This window comes from Tardiphaga sp. 862_B3_N4_1 (assembly GCF_051811085.1).
Taxonomy (GTDB): Bacteria; Pseudomonadota; Alphaproteobacteria; order Rhizobiales; family Xanthobacteraceae; genus Tardiphaga; species Tardiphaga robiniae.
In genome coordinates, this window is the sequence record NZ_JBPWQB010000002.1 from 1,515,242 (window position 1) to 1,533,121 (window position 17,880).

A 17,880-nucleotide genomic window follows, 5' to 3' on the forward strand; every position below is an offset into this window, starting at 1 on the left:
TGCCACAAGCGCCTTCGCCCATGGTTACCCCCCTCCCCAACCCTCCCCCGCAAGGGGGGAGGGAGCAGTCAGCGGATAACGACATGGCCACGTTCCACTTCGATCTCGTCTCACCGGAAAAGCTCGCTTTCACGGGTGAAGTCGAGCAGGTCGATATTCCCGGCGCCGAGGGCGATGTCGGTGTGATGGCCGGCCACGCGCCTGTGGTGGTCGCGTTGCGTCCGGGCATCATGACTGTCACCACCGGTGGCAAGCATGAGAAGATCATTGTGCTCGGCGGCCTTGCCGAAGTCTCGGACAAGGGCTTGACGGTTCTTGCTGACGTCGCGACGTCGATCGCCGAGCTTGACCGCGAAGCTTTCGCCAAGGACATCGCGGAGATGGAAGAGAAGCTGGCCGAGAAGGAGGGCTCCGCTCTGGACCGTGCCATCGAGCGCCTCGACCACTTCAAGGTCATCCAGCAGCACATCACCTCGACGGCGATGCACTAAGCGCTATAGCCCGGGTAGCGCTTCGTTTCGTCAGGGCTTCGCCTCAGACAAATTTCGCAAAACTCTCGGCCACGGCGCGATAGACCTCCCGCCGGAACGGCACCACGAGATCCGCGACGCGATCCAGCCGCTCCCAGCGCCAGGCGTCGAATTCAGCCGGCTGACCGTTGCGCGGCGTCAGCGGATCGACTTCGGCATCATCCCCAGTGAATTTCAGCGCAAACCACTTCTGCCGCTGCCCGCGGAACTGCGCAAAGCGATGGCTGGGGTTCTCGAACGGGATGAAGTCGTAGGTCATCCAGCCGGTCTCGCCGAGATAGTCGGCATGGCTGACGCCAGTCTCTTCCCATAATTCGCGCATCACGGCGACGCGAGGATCTTCGTCGGGATCGATACCACCCTGAGGCATCTGCCATTCCAGGCCCGGCAGGACGATCTCTGGCCCGTCATCCTTGAAACGGCGGCCGATCAGAACTTTGCCGTCGGCATTGAACAGTGCGACGCCCACATTGGGGCGATAGGGCCGGTTGTCCGTCATTCCGGCGCTAGCCGTCCGCCAGACCGGCGAATTCCTTCACCACCCGCTCATAGACGGGGCGCTTGAACGGCACGATCAGCTCCGGAAGGTTCTTCATTGGCTCCCAGCGCCAATTAATGAACTCGGCCTTGTGGCCACCAGGTGGATGCGTGACGTTGATTTCCTTGTCATCGCCGGTGAAGCGTACGGCGAACCATTTCTGCCGCTGGCCACGATAGCGACCCTTCCAGGCCCGCCCGGCCACCGTGCGGGGAATGTCATAGATCAACCAGTCTGGCACTTCGCCGAGCTTCTCGACCGATTGGACGCTGGTTTCTTCGTAGAGCTCGCGCTTTGCGGCCTCCCAGGTGTCCTCACCGGGATCGACGCCGCCCTGCGGCATCTGCCAGACATGCATATCATCGACGTGCTCGATACCGCCGGCACGTCGGCCGATAAAGACGAGCCCTTGCGGGTTGATCAGCATCATTCCGACGCAAGTTCGATAGGGCAGGTCTTCGTAGCGCGCCATTCCGTCAATGCCTCTCGCGTCCGTTCGAGCACTCTTTACGCAGCGATTCGACCTTGCTGAATCGCAGCGATTCGGCCGTGCCGAATTCACCCTAGCCCAAAGACGCTAGCTTGATTTTGATTTCAGCATCGCGGTTGTCAATGGCACCAGCATGACCCCGCGGCTTTCAAGGGTTTTCGCCCAGGCGCTGATACGTTCGATCGAGATCGGCAGCGCCGAAGCGACGCCGACAGCCACACCCCGCTCCTTGGCCAGCCCCTCGAGCCGCGCCAGCGCCTTGTCGATGTCTGCGGAGGTCGGGACCGCGTCGATGGCAACATCGGAGCGTGCGAAGGGCATGCCCTGCCCTTCGGCGGCTGCGGCGGCAACGCTGCGCGGCGTCGAGCCATCGTCGAACAACGCAAGCCCGCGCTTGCTGGCCTCGCGTGCAATCGGCTGCATGGCCGTATCCGTGGCGATGAAGCGCGCGCCCGTGAAATTGGCCACGCCGACATAGCCCTGGAAGCGGCTCATATGCCACATCATGCGATCGAGGTTCTGCTCGGCCGTAGCCGAGGACAACAGCGTCTGCGGGCCGGGATCGTTGTCGGGATAGTCGAACGGCTCCATCGGCAGCTGCAGCAGCACCTCGTGGCGCTGCGCACGGGCGCGTTCGACCAGTTTGCCGGGATCCGAACCATAGGGCGTGAAGCCGAGCGTCACGGCCGGCGGCAGCTTCATGATAGCATCGGTGGTCTTGGCCGCGCCGACGCCGAGGCCGCCGATCACGATGGAAATGCTCGGCGTCTTCATCGCCCTGGCGCGCTCGGCTTCGGAGCCGGCGGCATAGACCGTGACCGGCTTCAGCGCGCCGATGGCGATCGGCACCATGCCGTGGCGGGATTTCTCCAGCAGTTTCTGATCGATCCCCGTCATGACCGGCGGCGACACATCGGCCGCAGCGTTGTCCGACCCCTCGCTCGACACCACGACATCCTTACGGGCGCCGCTGGAGCCGTCGATGATGGTAATGGTCTTCTGGCCGGGAACCTCGGGTGCCTTGGCCGTCTCGGGCGTACCGTGCTTGACCTCGACCGGCGGCTTGGCGGCGACCTTCTGATCATCAGTCGCGGCAGGCGCCTTGATCGCTACGCGCGCTACCGGCTCGCCGCCCATCGGGTTGTTATTGAAGATGGCAACACCGAGAAAACCGAGCAGCAGCAAGGCGAGGATCGTGGCAAGCGCCTGCGTTCCGGAAAAAGGCAGCCGGAACCGCCGCTTACGCGTCGATTTTTGTCCAAGCGGGGCGCTCAGATCGTCCGCCGACACTGCCATGGATCTCCCGAATCAGCCGACCGGACAATAACACGCCCGGTCGCGGCCACGGCACCCGGAAGGGCGCGGGATCACCTGGAAGGATTGCAACAAAAAGGGCGACCCGAAGGCCGCCCTTTCCGCAGAATTGATGCGTATTCGCCGATCAGTTCGGCTTGGCGGCCGCCTTATCGTCTGCTGGCTTGTCCGCAGCAGCAGCGGCTCCCGGCGGCGGCGTGATGATTGCGTTCGACGTCACCTTGATGCCATGGAGCAAATCGGCAGCGGCCTTCAGCGCCTTGTCATTCTTGGCATCCGGCGGCACATAGGACTGCGAACCGGTCTTCTCGTCGCCATCGTTCTTCAGATGGCCACGGAGCGAAGCCTCGCCCTTGATGTCGCGGGACTTCAGCTCATCCGGCACGTCCTGCACGATTTCGATGTCCGGGACGATACCCTTGGCCTGGATCGACTTGCCCGACGGCGTGAAGTAACGCGCCGTGGTCAGACGCAGCGCACCGTTGCCGGAGCCCAGCGGGATGATGGTCTGCACCGAGCCCTTACCGAACGAGCGCGTACCGATCGTGGTCGCACGCTTGTGATCCTGCAGCGCGCCGGCGACGATTTCCGATGCCGAAGCCGAACCGCCATTGATCAGCACGACCACCGGCTTGCCCTTGGTCAGATCGCCTGCATGCGCCGTGCGGCGCTGGGTTTCTTCAGCGTTACGACCGCGGGTCGAGACGATCTCGCCACGCTCGAGGAACGCGTCGGAAACGGTGACGGCTTCTTCAAGCAGACCGCCCGGATTGTTGCGGAGGTCGATGATGTAACCCTTGACCTTGTCAGCACCGATCGCCGCGGTCTGAGCCGCGATCTCGCGCTTCAGGCCTTCGGTGGTCTGCTCGTTGAAGGTCGTGATGCGGATGTAAGCGATATCGTCGCTTTCAACGCGAGCACGCACCGAGCGAACACGGATGTTGTCGCGCACGAGAGTGACGTCGAGCGGATTGTCCTGACCCTTGCGGATGATCTTCAGCTTGATCTTGGTGTTGACCGGGCCACGCATCTTCTCGACGGCCTGGTTCAGGGTGAGACCCTGCACGGCTTCTTCATCGAGGCTGGTGATGATGTCGTTGGCCATGATACCGGCCTTCGATGCCGGGGTATCGTCGATCGGTGACACCACCTTGATCAGGCCGTCTTCCATAGTGACTTCAATGCCGAGGCCACCGAACTCACCGCGGGTCTGCACCTGCATGTCGCGGAAGCTCTTGGCGTCCATGTAGCTGGAATGTGGATCGAGGCCGGTGAGCATGCCGGAGATCGCCGACTCGACCAGCTTGCTGTCGTCGGGTTTCTCGACATAGTCGCTGCGGACGCGCTCAAACACGTCGCCGAACAGGTTGAGTTGACGATAGGTATCCGAGGTCGCTGCGCGGGCACTGGTGCCCATGAACACGGCGCGTGGCTGAGTCACGAAGAGCGTCAAGGCGGCGCCAGTGGCAGCACTCAGCAGAATTATGGAAGTCTTGCGCATCATCCGCGAACCTTTTCGCCTTCGTTAGCGGCCCACCATGGGCCTGGATCAATGGGAGTCCCGTCTTTCCGGAACTCGATATAAAGCACAGGCTGGCTGGCATTGGCCGCAAGGACGGATGCTACCCGGGATGTTGATCCCATGACAGCGATCGGTTCCCCGGTAAGGACGAACTGACCAATGTTCACCGAAATACGCTCCATCCCGGCGATCAAGACATGATACCCGCCCCCAGCGTTGAGGATCAAGAGTTGTCCATAGCTACGGAACGGACCGGAATAAACAACCCAGCCGTCACACGGTGTTGTGACCTGCGCACCCGCCCGTGCGGCCAGTGACATGCCCTTTTCGACGCCACCGACACCGTCGGAACCGCCAAAATTGCGAATTTTAACCCCGTTGACCGGAAGCGCGAGCATGCCCTTTGCCGAAGCAAAGGCGATCGCCGGACTGAGCCTGCCGGGATCCTTGAAGGCACCGATATTCGGCTTGCCGTTGCTGAGCGCCGCCGGCGTGCCCTGCAGATTGGCTGTGGCCGCTGCCTTCGCCGCCGCCTTGGAATCCTGCTCCATCTTCGCGATCAGGCCCTGCAGACTGTCAACCTGACGGGACAATGTCAGCGCACGCGCGGCTTCCGCTTCCATGTCCTTTTCCGCAGCCGACTGCTGCTTCTGGCGCTCCTCGGTAAAGGACGCGAGGCGCGTCTGTTCTTCCTTCAGCTTGTCGCGATCGCCGGCAAGCCGATCGCGCTCCGTCGAGATCGCCTTGCGCAAATTCACGAGTTCGCTGAGGTCAGCCACCAGTTGCTCGGCGCGCGCGCGCATCTCGGGCACAACGGAGCCGAGCAACATCGCGGTGCGGAGCGACTTCAGCGCATCTTCGGGACGCACCAGCAAAGCCGGCGGCGCACGGCGGCCGGCGCGCTGCAAGGCGGACAACACTTCGACGATTTCGCCGCGGCGCGATTCCAGCGTGCCGCGGATCTTCTGCTCGCGCGCATCCAGCGGCCGCAATCGTACTTCGGCATCGTCGATCCGGGTTTCGACGCTGCGGACGCGGGCGGCAATATCGATGAGCTGCTGACTGAGCTTGCCGCGATCCTGTCCGATCGCCGCAATATCGGCTTTCAATTTCGCCTGCAGCTCCGCAGCGCTCTTCTGCTGCGCGCGGACCGCTTCAAGCTCCTGCTCGCGTTGACGAATGATATCGGGTGACGGCGCATTCGCTTGCTGGATCGGCGCAGCGGTTTGCGCACGGACTGACGTCGTCATCAAACCTGCAAGAGACGCTGATACCAGCATCATGGATAACGACGATGCGTTCGACATCCCGCGGCGAACGGCGTCGTGTTCAGATGGAATGGACCGCGGTGACAGCATCGTGGTTTCGACAGCGCCTTCTTTCAAACGCGATACGCTCAATATAGTGAGCTAAACGCGGTGATACGGGTGGCCAGCTAAAATTGTAGCTGCCCGGTAAATCTGTTCCAGAAGCATGACGCGAACCATTTGATGCGGCCAGGTCGCCGAGCCGAATGCAATGCTCAGTTTGGCTTTGCGCCGCAATTCGGGCGAAAGTCCGTCCGCCCCGCCGATGACAAAAACATTATGCGGCACCGATTCGTCCCGCCACTGCCCGATATGGCGAGCGAAACTGGCACTGTCGACGCTGCTGCCACGCTCGTCGAGCGCTACTAATACAGCCTTTTCCGGAATCAGCGCCGAAATCGCCGCTGCTTCCTCATTGATCCGGGTCGCCGCATCGCGTGCGCGGCTTTCCGAAATTTCATGAATCGCAAGGCCGCGAAAACCGAGCTTGCGGCCAATATCGTCGAAGCGATCACGGTACCGTTCCGCGAGCTCGCGTTCCGGACCCTGCTTGAGCTTGCCGATGGAGATCACAAGAAGATGCATCAGCACAGACTAGCACGCATCGCGCCGTTGCCGAATGGCCGCTGGCTCAAACAGCCTTCAGGTCGATCCGCGGTTCATCCGACGGACTCTGCGTCCACAGACGTTCCAGATTGTAGAATTCGCGAACTTCAGGCCGGAAGACATGCAGGATGACTTCGCCGGTATCGATCAGCACCCAATCGCAATTGGACAGGCCTTCGACATGCAGCTTCTTCTGACCGGCTTCCTTGAGACCTTTGGCGACATTTTCGGCCACCGCGCCGACATGGCGGTTTGACCGGCCGGTGGTCACGACCATGTAATCGGAGAAAGCCGACTTGCCACGCAGGTCGATGGTCACCGTTTCCTCGGCCTTCATGTCGTCAAGGCGGGCGAGAACGAGATTGAGCGTTTCGGTCGCGCTATCGCGCACTGCCGCAGCAGATTTCTTCGCCTTGGGCGAAGCAATCTTCTTCGGAATGACAGCCTTCGGTGCAGCTTTTGCCGCAGCAGGTGTCTTAGCGGCAGCCTTTTTAGGCGCGGCAGCCTTCTTTACCGAAGCGGACTTCTTGGGTGGGACAACCTTGGACGAGGCTTTCTTGGCACCCGTCTTGGACAATACAGAAGTGGCCAGAGGACCATTCCTTTCACTGTATTGGGACGCCGAATCCGACGCCCGGTGAGATCAAGTATGCATGTGGGAATGCCGGATTCAATATTCCAGCGCCCGCCCTATAGCACTTATCGGGCGAGTGTTGTGGAATTACGTCTTCCAGCTGCCATCCGGGTTCCGCAGCCGGGTGGAGGACAGATTCAGCTTCAAACCGGTCAAAAATACCCATGCGGGGGGCTTCAGGTCGGCCAATGACCCAGCGTCCTGCTCCGGTATCCGGTAACGGCCGAGGGCCTGGGCGGCGGTCGATGCCAGTCCCTGGAAGCTCTGCGGCGGTCGGTCGATGACCGCAAAGGGCACCTCTCCCGCAATCACCTGCCAGCTCTCCCAGCGGTGAAACTGGGCGAGATTGTCGGCACCCATGATCCAGACAAATCGTGCTTGCGAACATCGACGTCGGAGGTAGCTGATGGTGTCGACGGTATAGCGCGTACCGATGACACTCTCGAGACAGGTGATATCGATGCGCGGATGATCGGCCGTCGCCTTCGCAGCAGCCGCGCGCTCGGCGAGATCGTGCAGATTGCGTTGATCCTTCAGCGGATTGCCCGGCGACACCAGCCACCAGACGCGATCCAGCTGCAGCCGTTTCATCGCGAACAGGCTGATAGCCCGATGCGCGGCATGCGGCGGATTGAACGATCCGCCAAGCAGACCGATCCGCATGCCGGGACTATGTGGCGGTATGCCCTGCGCCGGCGGGACTGAATGCAAATCCAATTCAGTCTCCACGCGCCGAAACGCACATCATCACGGCCTGGTCTGTCCGGTGCCGTGAATGCGATATTTGAAACTGGTGAGCTGCTCGGCACCGACCGGGCCGCGCGCATGGAATTTGCCGGTGGCGATTCCGATTTCTGCACCGAAGCCGAATTCACCGCCGTCGGCAAACTGCGTCGAGGCGTTATGCAGCACGATCGCCGAATCCACTTCGTTGAGAAACTTCGTGGCCACCGCGACGTCCTCGGTCACGATCGCATCGGTGTGATGCGAACCGTGATCGCGAATATGCGCAAGCGCATCATCGACACCATCGACGACCCTGGCCGAAATGATCGCGTCTTCGTATTCGGTGTCCCAATCCTCGTCCGTTGCAGGCTTGACGCGCGCATCGGCCTGCTGCACGGCGGCGTCACCGCGCACCTCGCAGCCGGCGTCGATCAACATTTCCACCAAAGGCTTGAGATGCGTGCCCGCCACCGCGCGGTCAATCAGCAGCGTTTCGGTCGCGCCGCAGACGCCGGGACGGCGCATCTTCGCGTTCAGCACGATCGACTTCGCCATATCGAGCCTCGCGGCGTGATCGACATAGACGTGATTGACGCCTTCGAGATGCGCGAATACCGGGACCCGCGCTTCGGCCTCGACACGCGCGACCAGGCTCTTGCCGCCGCGTGGCACGATCACATCGACGCCGTCATTGAGGCCGGTGAGCAGCAAGCCAACCGCCGCACGATCGCGCGTCGGCACGAGCGTAATCGCGGCTTCCGGCAGACCGGCTTCACGCAGGCCCTGCACCAGACATTCATGAATTGCACGGCACGAGCGGAAACTGTCCGAGCCGCCGCGCAAGATCACGGCATTGCCGGACTTCAGGCACAGCACGCCGGCATCCGCCGCAACATTCGGACGGCTCTCGAAAATCACCGCAACGACGCCGAGCGGCACGCGCACGCGTTCGATGGTCATGCCATTCGGCCGCTGCCAGCTTTCGGTGACGGCGCCGACGGGATCAGCGATGTCATGAATCACACGAATGCCGTCGGCCATCGCATGCACGCGCGCCTCGGTCAGGGTCAGCCGATCGATAAAGGCCGATGTGGCGCCATTGGCGCGCACCTCGGCGACATCCTCGGCATTGGCCGCCAGAATCGCCGGCGCACCGGCACGGATCGCGCGCTCCATGGCCGCAAGCGCCCGGTTCTTTTGCTCCGTTGGAGCCACCGCCAACGCACGCGCAGCCGCACGGGCGCTCCGGGCGAGGTCGTTCATCAGGACAGGCAAATCTGCCGATCCGTCGATGGCTTTCAGCGAGGCGGTCATAAGGGGCTCAAATTAGCGGAATAGGACTGTTCATCCCAAAATAGGGACTCATGGGAGCAAGGTCAAAGCGTGTTCGCTACCACCCGGCAGCAGTGCGCTCGCGGATCGATTGCGCCACGAGCTGGATGCCGCGGTAAAGCGCGCGACCGGCCGGCGACAGGTCACGCCCCACGCGACGGATCAGATACAGATCGCGCTCGATGACCGGATCGAGCAGCCTGCGGAAGGTCAGCACGGGGTGGTCCGTCGCCGGCAACGCCAGACCTGGCAATGGCGCCACGCCGACGCCGGCCTCGACCATGGCGAGCAGGGTCGCCGGGTGTTCGGCCTCATGCAGCGGGTTGCTACGCCCCAGTTCCTGCAGACCGCGTTCCATTTCCAACCGGATCCCGGTGCCGGTCGCCATTGCGATCATGCCTGCAGCGACGCCGTCCATCCAGTTCACGGTGCTTTGTGACGCCAGCTGATGATCCCGCCGCATCACCAGCGCAAAACGATCTGTCAGCAGCTTTGTGGCATCGAGATCGGCATCCTCACCCGGCACATTGGCAATACCGAGTTCAGCATCACCGCTGCGCAGCCCGGCAATGATCTGATGCCGCGACACTTCCTTGAGCGTCACGCTCACCATGGGATATTCGCGCTGGAAGTTCGCCAACACCACCGGCATCAGACGCAACGCCACCGACGGCACGCAGGCGACCGTAACATGGCCGCGGCGATGCTCGCGCAGATCGCGTAAATCCTGAATTTGGTGATCGAGATCCGCCATCAGGCGTTGGATCCCCGGCAGGAATTCGGCACCGACCTTGCTGAGCTGGACGCTGCGCGTCGTCCGGTCCAGCAGCCGGACCTGCAGCTCGTCCTCGAGCTGGCGAACGGCCTGGCTGAGGGCGGACTGGGAAACGCCAAGTTTCCGCGCAGCCCGGCTGAAGCTGCCAGCCTGAACCACCTCGGCGAAGGCACGGAGTTGCCGGAGGTCAATATTCATAAGCATCACAGATAAATATATCTGTTTTTCCCGACTTGTTAATGAAATTAACGGGTGCAAGAATTTTATGCGAAAAGGCGCAGCGGCTAAAAACTATGCAGCGCACCATCTGACATCGGCAATGGCGGCGAGGGACAGAGGCATGATCGACAGGCGCAACCTACTCAAATATTCGCTCATCGGCGCCGCAGCGGCCCCGTTTGCTGGCCTGGGAGGCCCGGCCTTTGCCGCCGGCCGCAAGGTGCTGGTGTCGGAAGCCATCCGGCTCGGCATGTATGCCTCGCTCTATGTCGCAACCGACAAAGGCTTGTTCACCAAGCACGGCCTCGACACCGACCTGTCGACCGCGGGCGGCATCGCCCTGCCGGTGCCGATCCTGCTGTCCGGCCGCGGCCAGATCGGCGTCACCAGCCCTGGCATGTCGGTCAACGCCACGCGTGAAGGCGGCAAGATCAAGAATATCGCCAAGATCGTCGGCGGCGTGTCGATGTGGGGAATGACCCGCCCGGACACCAAGATCACCACCATCGATGATCTGCGCGGCAAGACCATCGCGACGCTGAAATTCCCGTCCTCGACGATCCAGGTCCCAACCTATGCCATGAAGACGGTCGGCAAGTTCGACCCCAAGGAAGCCGGCGTCACCTTCCTGGAATTGCCACCGGGCGCCCAGGCTGCAGCCGTCAAGGATGGCCGTGCCGACATCGCCACCGCATTCGAATGGGACATCAGCATCGGCGCCGAACAGTTTGGCCTCGTACCGTCGCTATCATTTGCCGATCTGCTTGGTCCGCTGTGTTTCACGACGGCCATGGCCACCGAAGACGTGATCGCCTCCAACCCGGAGGCGGTGCAAGGCTTCTGTAACGCCATCGCCGAGGCGCAGAAGATGATGCACGAGAACAATGCGGTCTTCACCGAGGTCGCAGAGAAGTACTTTCCGAAAGTCTCGCCCTCGGTCGTCGGAAATGCGACGAAGAATTTCTTTGGCAGCAAGACGGCGATTCCGAAAAACCCCACCATCTCCGCCGAGGAATGGGATCGCGCGATGTTGCTGGAACAAGGCGGCGGCGCAGTCTCAACGACGCTTCCCTATGCACAAATGGTCGACAATCGCTTCGCCGAGAAAGCGACCAAAGAATTCGGATTGGCGTGATGTCGGTCTCAACCAGCTTTCCGCCTGAACGGCGCTACGTCACCTTGCCCGCACGCCCCGAGCCGTTGCGGCTCGCGGTCGAGGAGACCGCAGTCATCGTGGTCGACATGCAGAACGCCTACGCGTCGCCGAACGGCTATCTGGATCTCGCGGGCTTCGACGTGACCGGCGCCAAGGCAGCGATCATGGCCGTCAAGGAGACGCTGGAGGTCGCGCGCGAGGCCGGCGTCACTGTGATCTATTTCCAGAACGGCTGGGACGCCGACTATGTCGAGGCCGGCGGTCCGGGATCCCCGAACTGGCACAAATCGAACGCACTCAAGACCATGCGCGCGCGCCCGGAATTGCAAGGCAGCCTACTCGCCAAGGGTGGCTGGGACTATGCGCTCGTCGATGAACTCCAGCCGCAGCCCGGCGACATCGTGGTACCGAAGCCGCGCTACAGCGGCTTCTTCAACAGCCAGTTCGACAGCATCCTGCGCGCGCGCGGCATCCGCAATCTCGTCTTCTGCGGAGTTGCCACCAATGTTTGCGTGGAATCGACCCTGCGCGACGGCTTCCATCTCGAATATTTCGGCGTGATGCTCGAAGACGCCACGCATCAGGCCGGCCCCGACTACGTCCAGAAGGCGGCTGTCTTCAACATCGAAACCTTCTTCGGCTGGGTTTCCAGCACGGCCGATTTCCGCCGCGCATTCGCGCAGACTGAAACCTCCACGAAAGCCTGAGGATCCCATGACAGATCGCGCGATTATTCCGCCCGGCACTCATCCGCCGCTCGCACCTTACTCGCCCGGCATGATGGCCGACGGCGTGATCTATGTGTCCGGCACGCTGGCCTTCGACAAGAACAACGACGTCGTTCATGTCGGCGATGCGGCGGCGCAGACCCGGCACATCCTTGAGACGATCAAGAGCGTGCTGACTGCCGCAGGCGCCACGATGGCCGATGTCACCTTCAACTCCATCTTCGTAACCGATTGGGCCAATTACGGCGCCGTCAATAAGGTCTATGCCGAATACTTCCCCGGCGAGAAGCCGGCTCGCTACTGCATCCAGTGCGGACTGGTGAAACCGGATTGCCTCGTCGAGATCGCGTCGATCGCACACAAGCGAGCTTGATGTGACGACCATCGAAGCCACCCAAGCCAATGTCGCGCGGCGGCTGATGCCGCCGGTCCTGCGGATCGCGCTGCTGCAAGTGGCACTGCTAGCTCTGTTACTTGCTGCCTGGGAAATTGCGATTAGCTTCAAATGGATCGCGGTCTATCTCTACGGACGGCCAAGCGGCATCTTCGCCAAGGCCTCTATTCTGATCGCCAACGGAGAACTCCTGCGCGATGCTGCGCTGACTGCCTGGGAAGCCATCGCCGGATTCCTGATCGGCACTATTGCCGGCAGCGCCGTCGGGCTGCTGCTCTGGCTGTTTCCCACCAGCGCGGCGGTGCTGCGCCCCTATCTCATCGCGCTCAACGGCTTGCCGAAGATCGCACTCGCACCCTTGATTATCGTGTGGTTCGGAATCGGCATCTCGTCGAAGATCGCCATCGCCGCCATCATTACCTTCATCGTCGCGGTGATCACCGCGCAACAGGGCGCCAAGGAAGTCGATAGCGACCTGATCAAGTTGATGCGCTCGCTCGGTGCCAGCCGATGGAAGACCTGGCGTACTGTCGTCATTCCGGGCGCCATGCCGTGGATCGTGTCCGCCTTCCGTCTCAATGTCGGCTTCGCGCTGATCGGCGCAGTCGTCGGCGAATACATCGCCTCGAAAGAGGGCCTCGGCTACATGATCTATTATGCCGGCGTGCTCTACGATTTGAACGCCGTGTGGGTCGGCATCGCCGCGCTCATGGCCGTGGCGCTACTGATGTACGGCGCGATCGACATTCTCGAACGCCGCCTGCGCTTCTGACTTTCCATCGCTCGAACCCGCAAGACAACCCATGCCCTATGCAAGCGGCGGTGACGCCGACATCTATTACGAAACTCATGGACACGGAACGGCGATCCTCATGTCGGCCGGCATGGGCGGCAGCGGATCGTTCTGGACGCCACAGGTCGCAACACTCGCGCAGCGCCACCAGGTCATCCTCTACGACCACGTCGGCACCGGCCGCAGCGCTGATAACACCGCGCCGCCACGATCAATCTCGGGCATGGCCAACGACATCGCGCATGTGCTCGACCATGCCGGTGTCAGCAATGCACATGTAGTGGGCCATGCCATCGGCGGCATCGTCGGAATTGAACTTGCCCTGCGCGACCCCGCGCGCTTGCGCAGCCTGGTGGTGGTGAACGGCTGGGGTCGCGCCGATCCGTTCCTGCGGCGCTGTTTTGAAGTGCGCAAACAGATCCTGAATCAGTCCGGCCCGAAAGCCTATGTGCGTGCGCAGCCGCTGTTTCTCTATCCGCCGCGATGGATTTCCGACAATGCCGCGCAGCTTGACGCGGAAGAAGAGCGCATCCTCGCACACTTCCCGACAGCGGCGACGATGAACGCACGGATCGACATGTTTCTCGCCTTCGACCCCGGCGACGCTCTCGCGACCATTGCAACGCCGACACTGCTGGCCTCATCGCGAGACGACAGTCTGGTGCCGGCCTATCTCTCGCAACAACTGGCTGCCGCCATTCCGGGCGCGCGCATGCGCGAAGTGGAATGGGGCGCCCATGCCTTCACCGCCGTGATACCCGATGTTTTCAATAACATGCTGCTCGGCTTCTGCAGCGAGGTGGACGCATGAACGCTATGACGCAACTCGCAACACCGACCTCGACCACATCCGCCGTACTCAAGGCCGAACAGGTCGGCGCATCATTCGGAAGCGGCAAGCAATATGTCGAAGCCATCCGCGACGTCAGCTTCGAGCTGCGGCAGGGCGAGACGCTGGCGATCGTCGGCCCGTCCGGCTGCGGCAAGTCCACATTGTTCAATGTCATTGCCGGTTTGCTGAAACCGACGCGCGGCCATGTCGAGGTCGCAGGCATTCGCGTCGACGACGCCGCAGGACATGTCGGCTATATGCTCCAGAAGGATCTGCTGCTGCCGTGGCGTTCCGTCATCGACAATGTGATGCTCGGCTTGGAAGTGCGCGGTGCGCCGCGACAGACGTCGCGCGACATCGCCATGAAATTGATCCGCGCCTACGGCCTGGCCGGTTTCGAGAACGCCAAGCCCGCAACCTTGTCAGGCGGCATGCGCCAGCGCGTGGCCATCATGCGCACGCTGGCCTTCGACCCGCAGGTGATCCTGCTGGATGAGCCGTTCTCGGCGCTGGATTTCCAGACCCGCCTGCTGCTGCAGGCCGACGTGTCACGCATCATCGCCGAAAACGGCAAGAGCGCCATTCTGGTCACCCATGACATCGGCGAAGCCATCGCCATGGCCGACCGCGTTCTGGTGCTGAGCGCACGTCCGGCGACCGTGCGGGCGCTGCATGTCATCGATCTGCCCAAAGCAGGCCGCGATCCCGTGGCGCTGCGCACCGACGCTGCCTTCCAGGCCTATTTCGCCAAGATCTGGGCCGACCTGGAAATGCCGGCCACCGCCGCGTAAGGCACCAAAGCTGCGACTGACTGCTGCGACTGAAACGGATGGCGCCGGAGCGCAATTGGTGCCGCAAACAGGACTCGAACCTGTGACCCCGTCATTACGAATGACGTGCTCTACCAACTGAGCTATTGCGGCGAACCAAGCGGCGATTCGGCTTTTCGGCCGAAAACGCTGGGGCATCTGATATCGCCCGTGGCGTTGCTTTGCAAGAAGCGGCGGCTAATCTCGCGACCGAAAAGCGCAACGAACCACCCACTGAAACCGGCCATTTGGGCCTGAATCGGGGCTGTTATCCGCCCCAGCGCCGTAGAAACCCGCGCCAACCGCCCTGTTGCTGGCCTGCATTCAGCTCGGCGAATTCATCGCGATAATCGTCTGCCTCGTCCACGCCGGGATCGTCCGGGGGCCTGACGATGGGAATGACGGCTGGAATGGCGACAGCGGGCTTAGCGGCGCTGGCGACATCGGTGCGATCACGGAACAGCGGTGGCGGCGCGGGGGCCGGTTTCGGGAGCGGCGGCGGCGCCTCGGCGGGCTCGAGCGTGGCAGCGGCCACCGGTTCGGGCTGTGCTGGTACTTCAGGTTCCGCCGCGAGATCCTGAACCGGCGCGACAGGCGTGATCTCGGCTGGCACGGGCACCACGGGTTTTGGCATCGCGGGCGGCGGAGCCAGCACGGTTTCGCGCAAAATCTCGGTCTCAATCGTCGAGGCCCTGTCCGACGGCAGCGCGGCCAGCGGCGTCTGCCACTGGAACGCATCAATTCGGCCGGTGACCGGCGACACCGGCCGCCAGCGATCGGACACATAGCCGTCGGCGGTCCAGACCGGATCATGCAACGCGCGCACGGCACGCAATGTCCAGGCGCGGGCGCGGCCGCTGTCGCCATGTTCGGTACGTTCGATTTCCGCCATCAGCATCGCAACGCGCTGGGTGGAATCGGTCGTGAACGGCGCCAGTGCTTCGCGGGCGCGTGTGAATTCGGCGGCATCGATGGCCGCTCGGGCAATCGCCAGCGCGCCTTCGATATGGCCTGGCGCTTTCGACGCCAGCGTCTCGACACGCACCAGCCGCTGCCGCGCGGAATCGCCGAGCTTCACATGGGCATAGGCGTCGGCGAGATCCGGATGCGGCTGCGCCAGCCACGCTGTCTCGATGATCTTCATTGCCCGACGGGTCTGATGCGCCTCGCTCTGGAATCGGCTGGCGAGAACGGCGGCCGGCACCAAAGTTGGCGCAAGCTTGATCGCCTCGGTCACGCTGTCGCGGGACAGATCGCGATCTTGTGTCTCAAGCTCCAGCGCACGCGCGGTGAGCAGCACGCCGCGCTGCCGACGAAACGCCGCGCGATCGATCAGGCCAGAGGCAAAATTGTTGTCGAGGATTTTCAGCGCGCCGGTCCAATCGCTCTGCGCGCAGCGGAAGCCAAGAACGGCTTGCGACGCCCATGTCGATGCCGGCGATAATTTAAGCGCTTCTTCGGCAATCGTCACGGCGGCGACGGGATCGTCGCTGCGCTGCGCTTCGATGAACAGACCGCGCAGACCCAGCAGCCGCGTATCGCCACGCTCAGCCATCGCCTGAAACGCACGATGCGCACCGGCGCGGTCGCCATCGAGCTGGGCGGACTGGGCATGCAGCAACAGAGCGAGCGGATCGTCAGTCGTCAAACGTTTGGCGATATCGGCATGACGCCGCGCGGCGTGGCCATCGCCCTGCCCGATCGCCAGCAGACCATGGGTGATGGCCTGACGCCCGCGCGCCTGACGCTTTTCATGGCGACGACGGCGCATTCGCTTCGGCGCGCCCCACAAACCACGCAGGAGCGACCAGGCGAACACCACCGCGACGATTGTCAGGCCGAGCACCAGCACAAACACCGGCACCGACGGCGAAGCGCGCCAGACGCCCCAGGATATCACGACATCGCCGGGCTGATCGGCGACCCAGGCGGCGCCAGCGGCCGCAAGTGCTATCAACACAAGAAACAGAATAATGCGGAACATCGGATTCCTATGGCGCTGGTTTGGAAAGCGCCGCCATCGCGTCGGCTGCGAATTGACGTGAAGCCGCCAGCGCTGCATCGCGCATATCGACTCTATCGAGCCAGGGCTGAACCACGGCACGATCCGCTGGCGACAGCGTCAGCAACTCGCGCCTGGCCGTGGCGATATCGTTGCTGCGCGCAGCCGCAGACGCGCGTGACACAGCGCCGCTGTTGCTACCCGCGCCGACAGCATCGGTGCGCTCGATGCGCACCAGCTTGGCCGCGCCGGCCTGCAGACGATCCATGAAACCTGCGCCTACCGCAGGCGTGTCCGCCGGCGCGGGTGTGAGCTTCGGTAACACTGCAAGCAGTTCACGGCTGAGTGCGACTGCGTTTGGTACGCCCGTCATTGCAAACGCATCGAGCGGCTTCAGCTGATTGGCATTGCCGGCAAGCGGTTTGACCGCCGCAAGCGCCGTCGCAAAGGGCTCACCCTGGCGCACCGACGTATCGAGCAACGATGCCACAACGACACGGCGCAAGACCGTGTCATCGAAAGGTTTGGTATTCTGTTGGGCGGCCGAAGACTTCAACTCGTCGGCTGCACGTTCGATCTGCCCGAGCCGCTCATTGATCGGCCCGAGATCGACCACACCGGTCGCGGTGCGCGGCGCGGATTTGAGTTGATTGATGTCGGCGACGACACGATCCGATTGCGCCTTCGCGGCAGTGAGATCGCCGCGCAATCCCACGATGGATTTCTCAAGCGTATCGATCCGCGTTGCCAGACCCGTATCCGGCGCAGCAAGCGGGCGCGCTTCGATCTGTGCAACGCGAGAGGTCAGCGCATCGACATCTGCCTTGTCGCTCGAAGCAATGCCGCTCAGGCCGAACCATGCGATCCCGGCGACAAACGCACCGGCAACCGCGCCAACGGCGGCGGGAACCAAGACAGGTGCACGCGCAGGCGAGACGGGCGCCTGCTTTTCAGCCCCAGCCTCCGCGGCGGGTTCGGACGGCGGCATGTCCGACGGCGCGGTATCGATGGACTCCGATGCTGTTTCCGGTAGCGCAGGCTCCGCTGCAGCCGGACGCTCGGTGACCTCGGCAGCCGTCAATTCGATGGTTGGCGGCGGCCGCTTGGGCCGACCGGCATCCGGAGACGATCCTGTATCGCTATCGTCGGCCATCGCGTCGGTTCCCTCGTGGC

The 17,880-nt window shown here is 62.7% G+C and carries 19 protein-coding genes and 1 tRNA gene; 7 read left to right on the top strand and 13 right to left on the bottom strand.

Going from position 1 to position 17,880, the window contains the following annotated elements; translation table 11 throughout:
- Positions 1–83 precede the first annotated feature (83 nt).
- Positions 84–491, top strand: coding sequence for a F0F1 ATP synthase subunit epsilon (locus AB8B02_RS24400; RefSeq protein WP_120287630.1), 408 nt, complete (start codon positions 84–86; stop codon positions 489–491).
- A gap of 43 nt (positions 492–534) precedes the next feature.
- Here the strand turns inward: AB8B02_RS24400 and AB8B02_RS24405 are convergent, their stop codons facing one another.
- The 10 genes from AB8B02_RS24405 to AB8B02_RS24450 form a co-directional block, all read right to left on the bottom strand.
- Positions 535–1,029 carry an RNA pyrophosphohydrolase gene (locus AB8B02_RS24405; RefSeq protein ID WP_439065389.1) on the bottom strand — a complete coding sequence of 165 codons (495 nt, stop codon included), beginning with the start codon at positions 1,027–1,029 and terminating at the stop codon, positions 535–537.
- 7 nt (positions 1,030–1,036) lie between these two features.
- Positions 1,037–1,540 (bottom strand): RNA pyrophosphohydrolase, encoded by a 504-nt coding sequence (locus AB8B02_RS24410; protein WP_068730156.1) that lies wholly within the window; start codon positions 1,538–1,540, stop codon positions 1,037–1,039.
- Positions 1,541–1,645: 105 nt separating this feature from the next.
- On the bottom strand, positions 1,646–2,854 hold the full coding sequence (locus AB8B02_RS24415) for a divergent polysaccharide deacetylase family protein (RefSeq protein WP_439065390.1): 1,209 nt from the start codon (positions 2,852–2,854) through the stop codon (positions 1,646–1,648).
- A 145-nt stretch (positions 2,855–2,999) separates the two neighbouring features.
- Positions 3,000–4,376: a S41 family peptidase gene (locus AB8B02_RS24420; protein WP_120287632.1), complete on the bottom strand. Its 1,377-nt coding sequence runs from the start codon at positions 4,374–4,376 to the stop codon at positions 3,000–3,002.
- Positions 4,373–5,677, bottom strand: coding sequence for a murein hydrolase activator EnvC family protein (locus tag AB8B02_RS24425; RefSeq protein ID WP_439065391.1), 1,305 nt, complete (start codon positions 5,675–5,677; stop codon positions 4,373–4,375). The genes AB8B02_RS24420 and AB8B02_RS24425 overlap by 4 nt, the downstream gene beginning before the upstream one ends.
- A 126-nt stretch (positions 5,678–5,803) precedes the next feature.
- Positions 5,804–6,286 carry a 23S rRNA (pseudouridine(1915)-N(3))-methyltransferase RlmH gene (gene rlmH, locus AB8B02_RS24430; protein ID WP_184512464.1) on the bottom strand — a complete coding sequence of 161 codons (483 nt, stop codon included), beginning with the start codon at positions 6,284–6,286 and terminating at the stop codon, positions 5,804–5,806.
- Between the two features lie 46 nt (positions 6,287–6,332).
- Positions 6,333–6,734, bottom strand: a complete 402-nt coding sequence (rsfS, locus tag AB8B02_RS24435; RefSeq protein ID WP_420882365.1) for a ribosome silencing factor — start codon at positions 6,732–6,734, stop codon at positions 6,333–6,335.
- A 294-nt stretch (positions 6,735–7,028) separates the two neighbouring features.
- Complete coding sequence (locus tag AB8B02_RS24440; protein ID WP_309941682.1) at positions 7,029–7,658, bottom strand: nicotinate-nucleotide adenylyltransferase; 630 nt, start codon at positions 7,656–7,658, stop codon at positions 7,029–7,031.
- Positions 7,659–7,688: 30 nt separating this feature from the next.
- Positions 7,689–8,981: a glutamate-5-semialdehyde dehydrogenase gene (locus AB8B02_RS24445; protein ID WP_439065392.1), complete on the bottom strand. Its 1,293-nt coding sequence runs from the start codon at positions 8,979–8,981 to the stop codon at positions 7,689–7,691.
- A gap of 76 nt (positions 8,982–9,057) precedes the next feature.
- Complete coding sequence (locus AB8B02_RS24450) at positions 9,058–10,032, bottom strand: LysR family transcriptional regulator (protein ID WP_439065393.1); 975 nt, start codon at positions 10,030–10,032, stop codon at positions 9,058–9,060.
- A gap of 82 nt (positions 10,033–10,114) precedes the next feature.
- Here AB8B02_RS24450 and AB8B02_RS24455 point away from each other — a divergent pair, with 82 nt between their 5' ends.
- From AB8B02_RS24455 to AB8B02_RS24480, 6 genes are read left to right on the top strand one after another with little or no spacing between them, the layout of a single operon-like run.
- Entirely contained in the window at positions 10,115–11,128 is a 1,014-nt protein-coding gene (locus tag AB8B02_RS24455) for an ABC transporter substrate-binding protein (protein WP_309941677.1), read from the top strand.
- Positions 11,128–11,856: a pyrimidine utilization protein B gene (gene rutB, locus AB8B02_RS24460; protein WP_184512468.1), complete on the top strand. Its 729-nt coding sequence runs from the start codon at positions 11,128–11,130 to the stop codon at positions 11,854–11,856. Before AB8B02_RS24455 ends, rutB begins: the two co-directional genes overlap by 1 nt.
- 7 nt (positions 11,857–11,863) lie before the next feature.
- The gene (gene rutC, locus AB8B02_RS24465) at positions 11,864–12,250 is read left to right on the top strand and encodes a pyrimidine utilization protein C (RefSeq protein WP_093757765.1); all 387 of its coding nucleotides are present in this window, start codon (positions 11,864–11,866) and stop codon (positions 12,248–12,250) included.
- 1 nt (position 12,251) lies between these two features.
- Positions 12,252–13,043: an ABC transporter permease gene (locus AB8B02_RS24470; RefSeq protein ID WP_089263216.1), complete on the top strand. Its 792-nt coding sequence runs from the start codon at positions 12,252–12,254 to the stop codon at positions 13,041–13,043.
- Positions 13,044–13,074: 31 nt separating this feature from the next.
- The gene (gene rutD / locus AB8B02_RS24475) at positions 13,075–13,875 is read left to right on the top strand and encodes a pyrimidine utilization protein D (RefSeq protein ID WP_439065394.1); all 801 of its coding nucleotides are present in this window, start codon (positions 13,075–13,077) and stop codon (positions 13,873–13,875) included.
- The gene (locus AB8B02_RS24480) at positions 13,872–14,687 is read left to right on the top strand and encodes an ABC transporter ATP-binding protein (RefSeq protein ID WP_231078676.1); all 816 of its coding nucleotides are present in this window, start codon (positions 13,872–13,874) and stop codon (positions 14,685–14,687) included. The genes rutD and AB8B02_RS24480 overlap by 4 nt, the downstream gene beginning before the upstream one ends.
- 56 nt (positions 14,688–14,743) lie before the next feature.
- On the opposite strand, the gene AB8B02_RS24485 is transcribed toward AB8B02_RS24480, so the two are convergent.
- The 3 genes from AB8B02_RS24485 to AB8B02_RS24495 form a co-directional block, all read right to left on the bottom strand.
- A tRNA-Thr gene (locus tag AB8B02_RS24485) sits at positions 14,744–14,819 on the bottom strand.
- A gap of 154 nt (positions 14,820–14,973) precedes the next feature.
- The gene (locus tag AB8B02_RS24490; RefSeq protein WP_439065395.1) at positions 14,974–16,689 is read right to left on the bottom strand and encodes a heme biosynthesis protein HemY; all 1,716 of its coding nucleotides are present in this window, start codon (positions 16,687–16,689) and stop codon (positions 14,974–14,976) included.
- A gap of 7 nt (positions 16,690–16,696) precedes the next feature.
- Positions 16,697–17,860, bottom strand: coding sequence for a COG4223 family protein (locus tag AB8B02_RS24495; RefSeq protein ID WP_439065396.1), 1,164 nt, complete (start codon positions 17,858–17,860; stop codon positions 16,697–16,699).
- Positions 17,861–17,880: the final 20 nt, after the last annotated feature.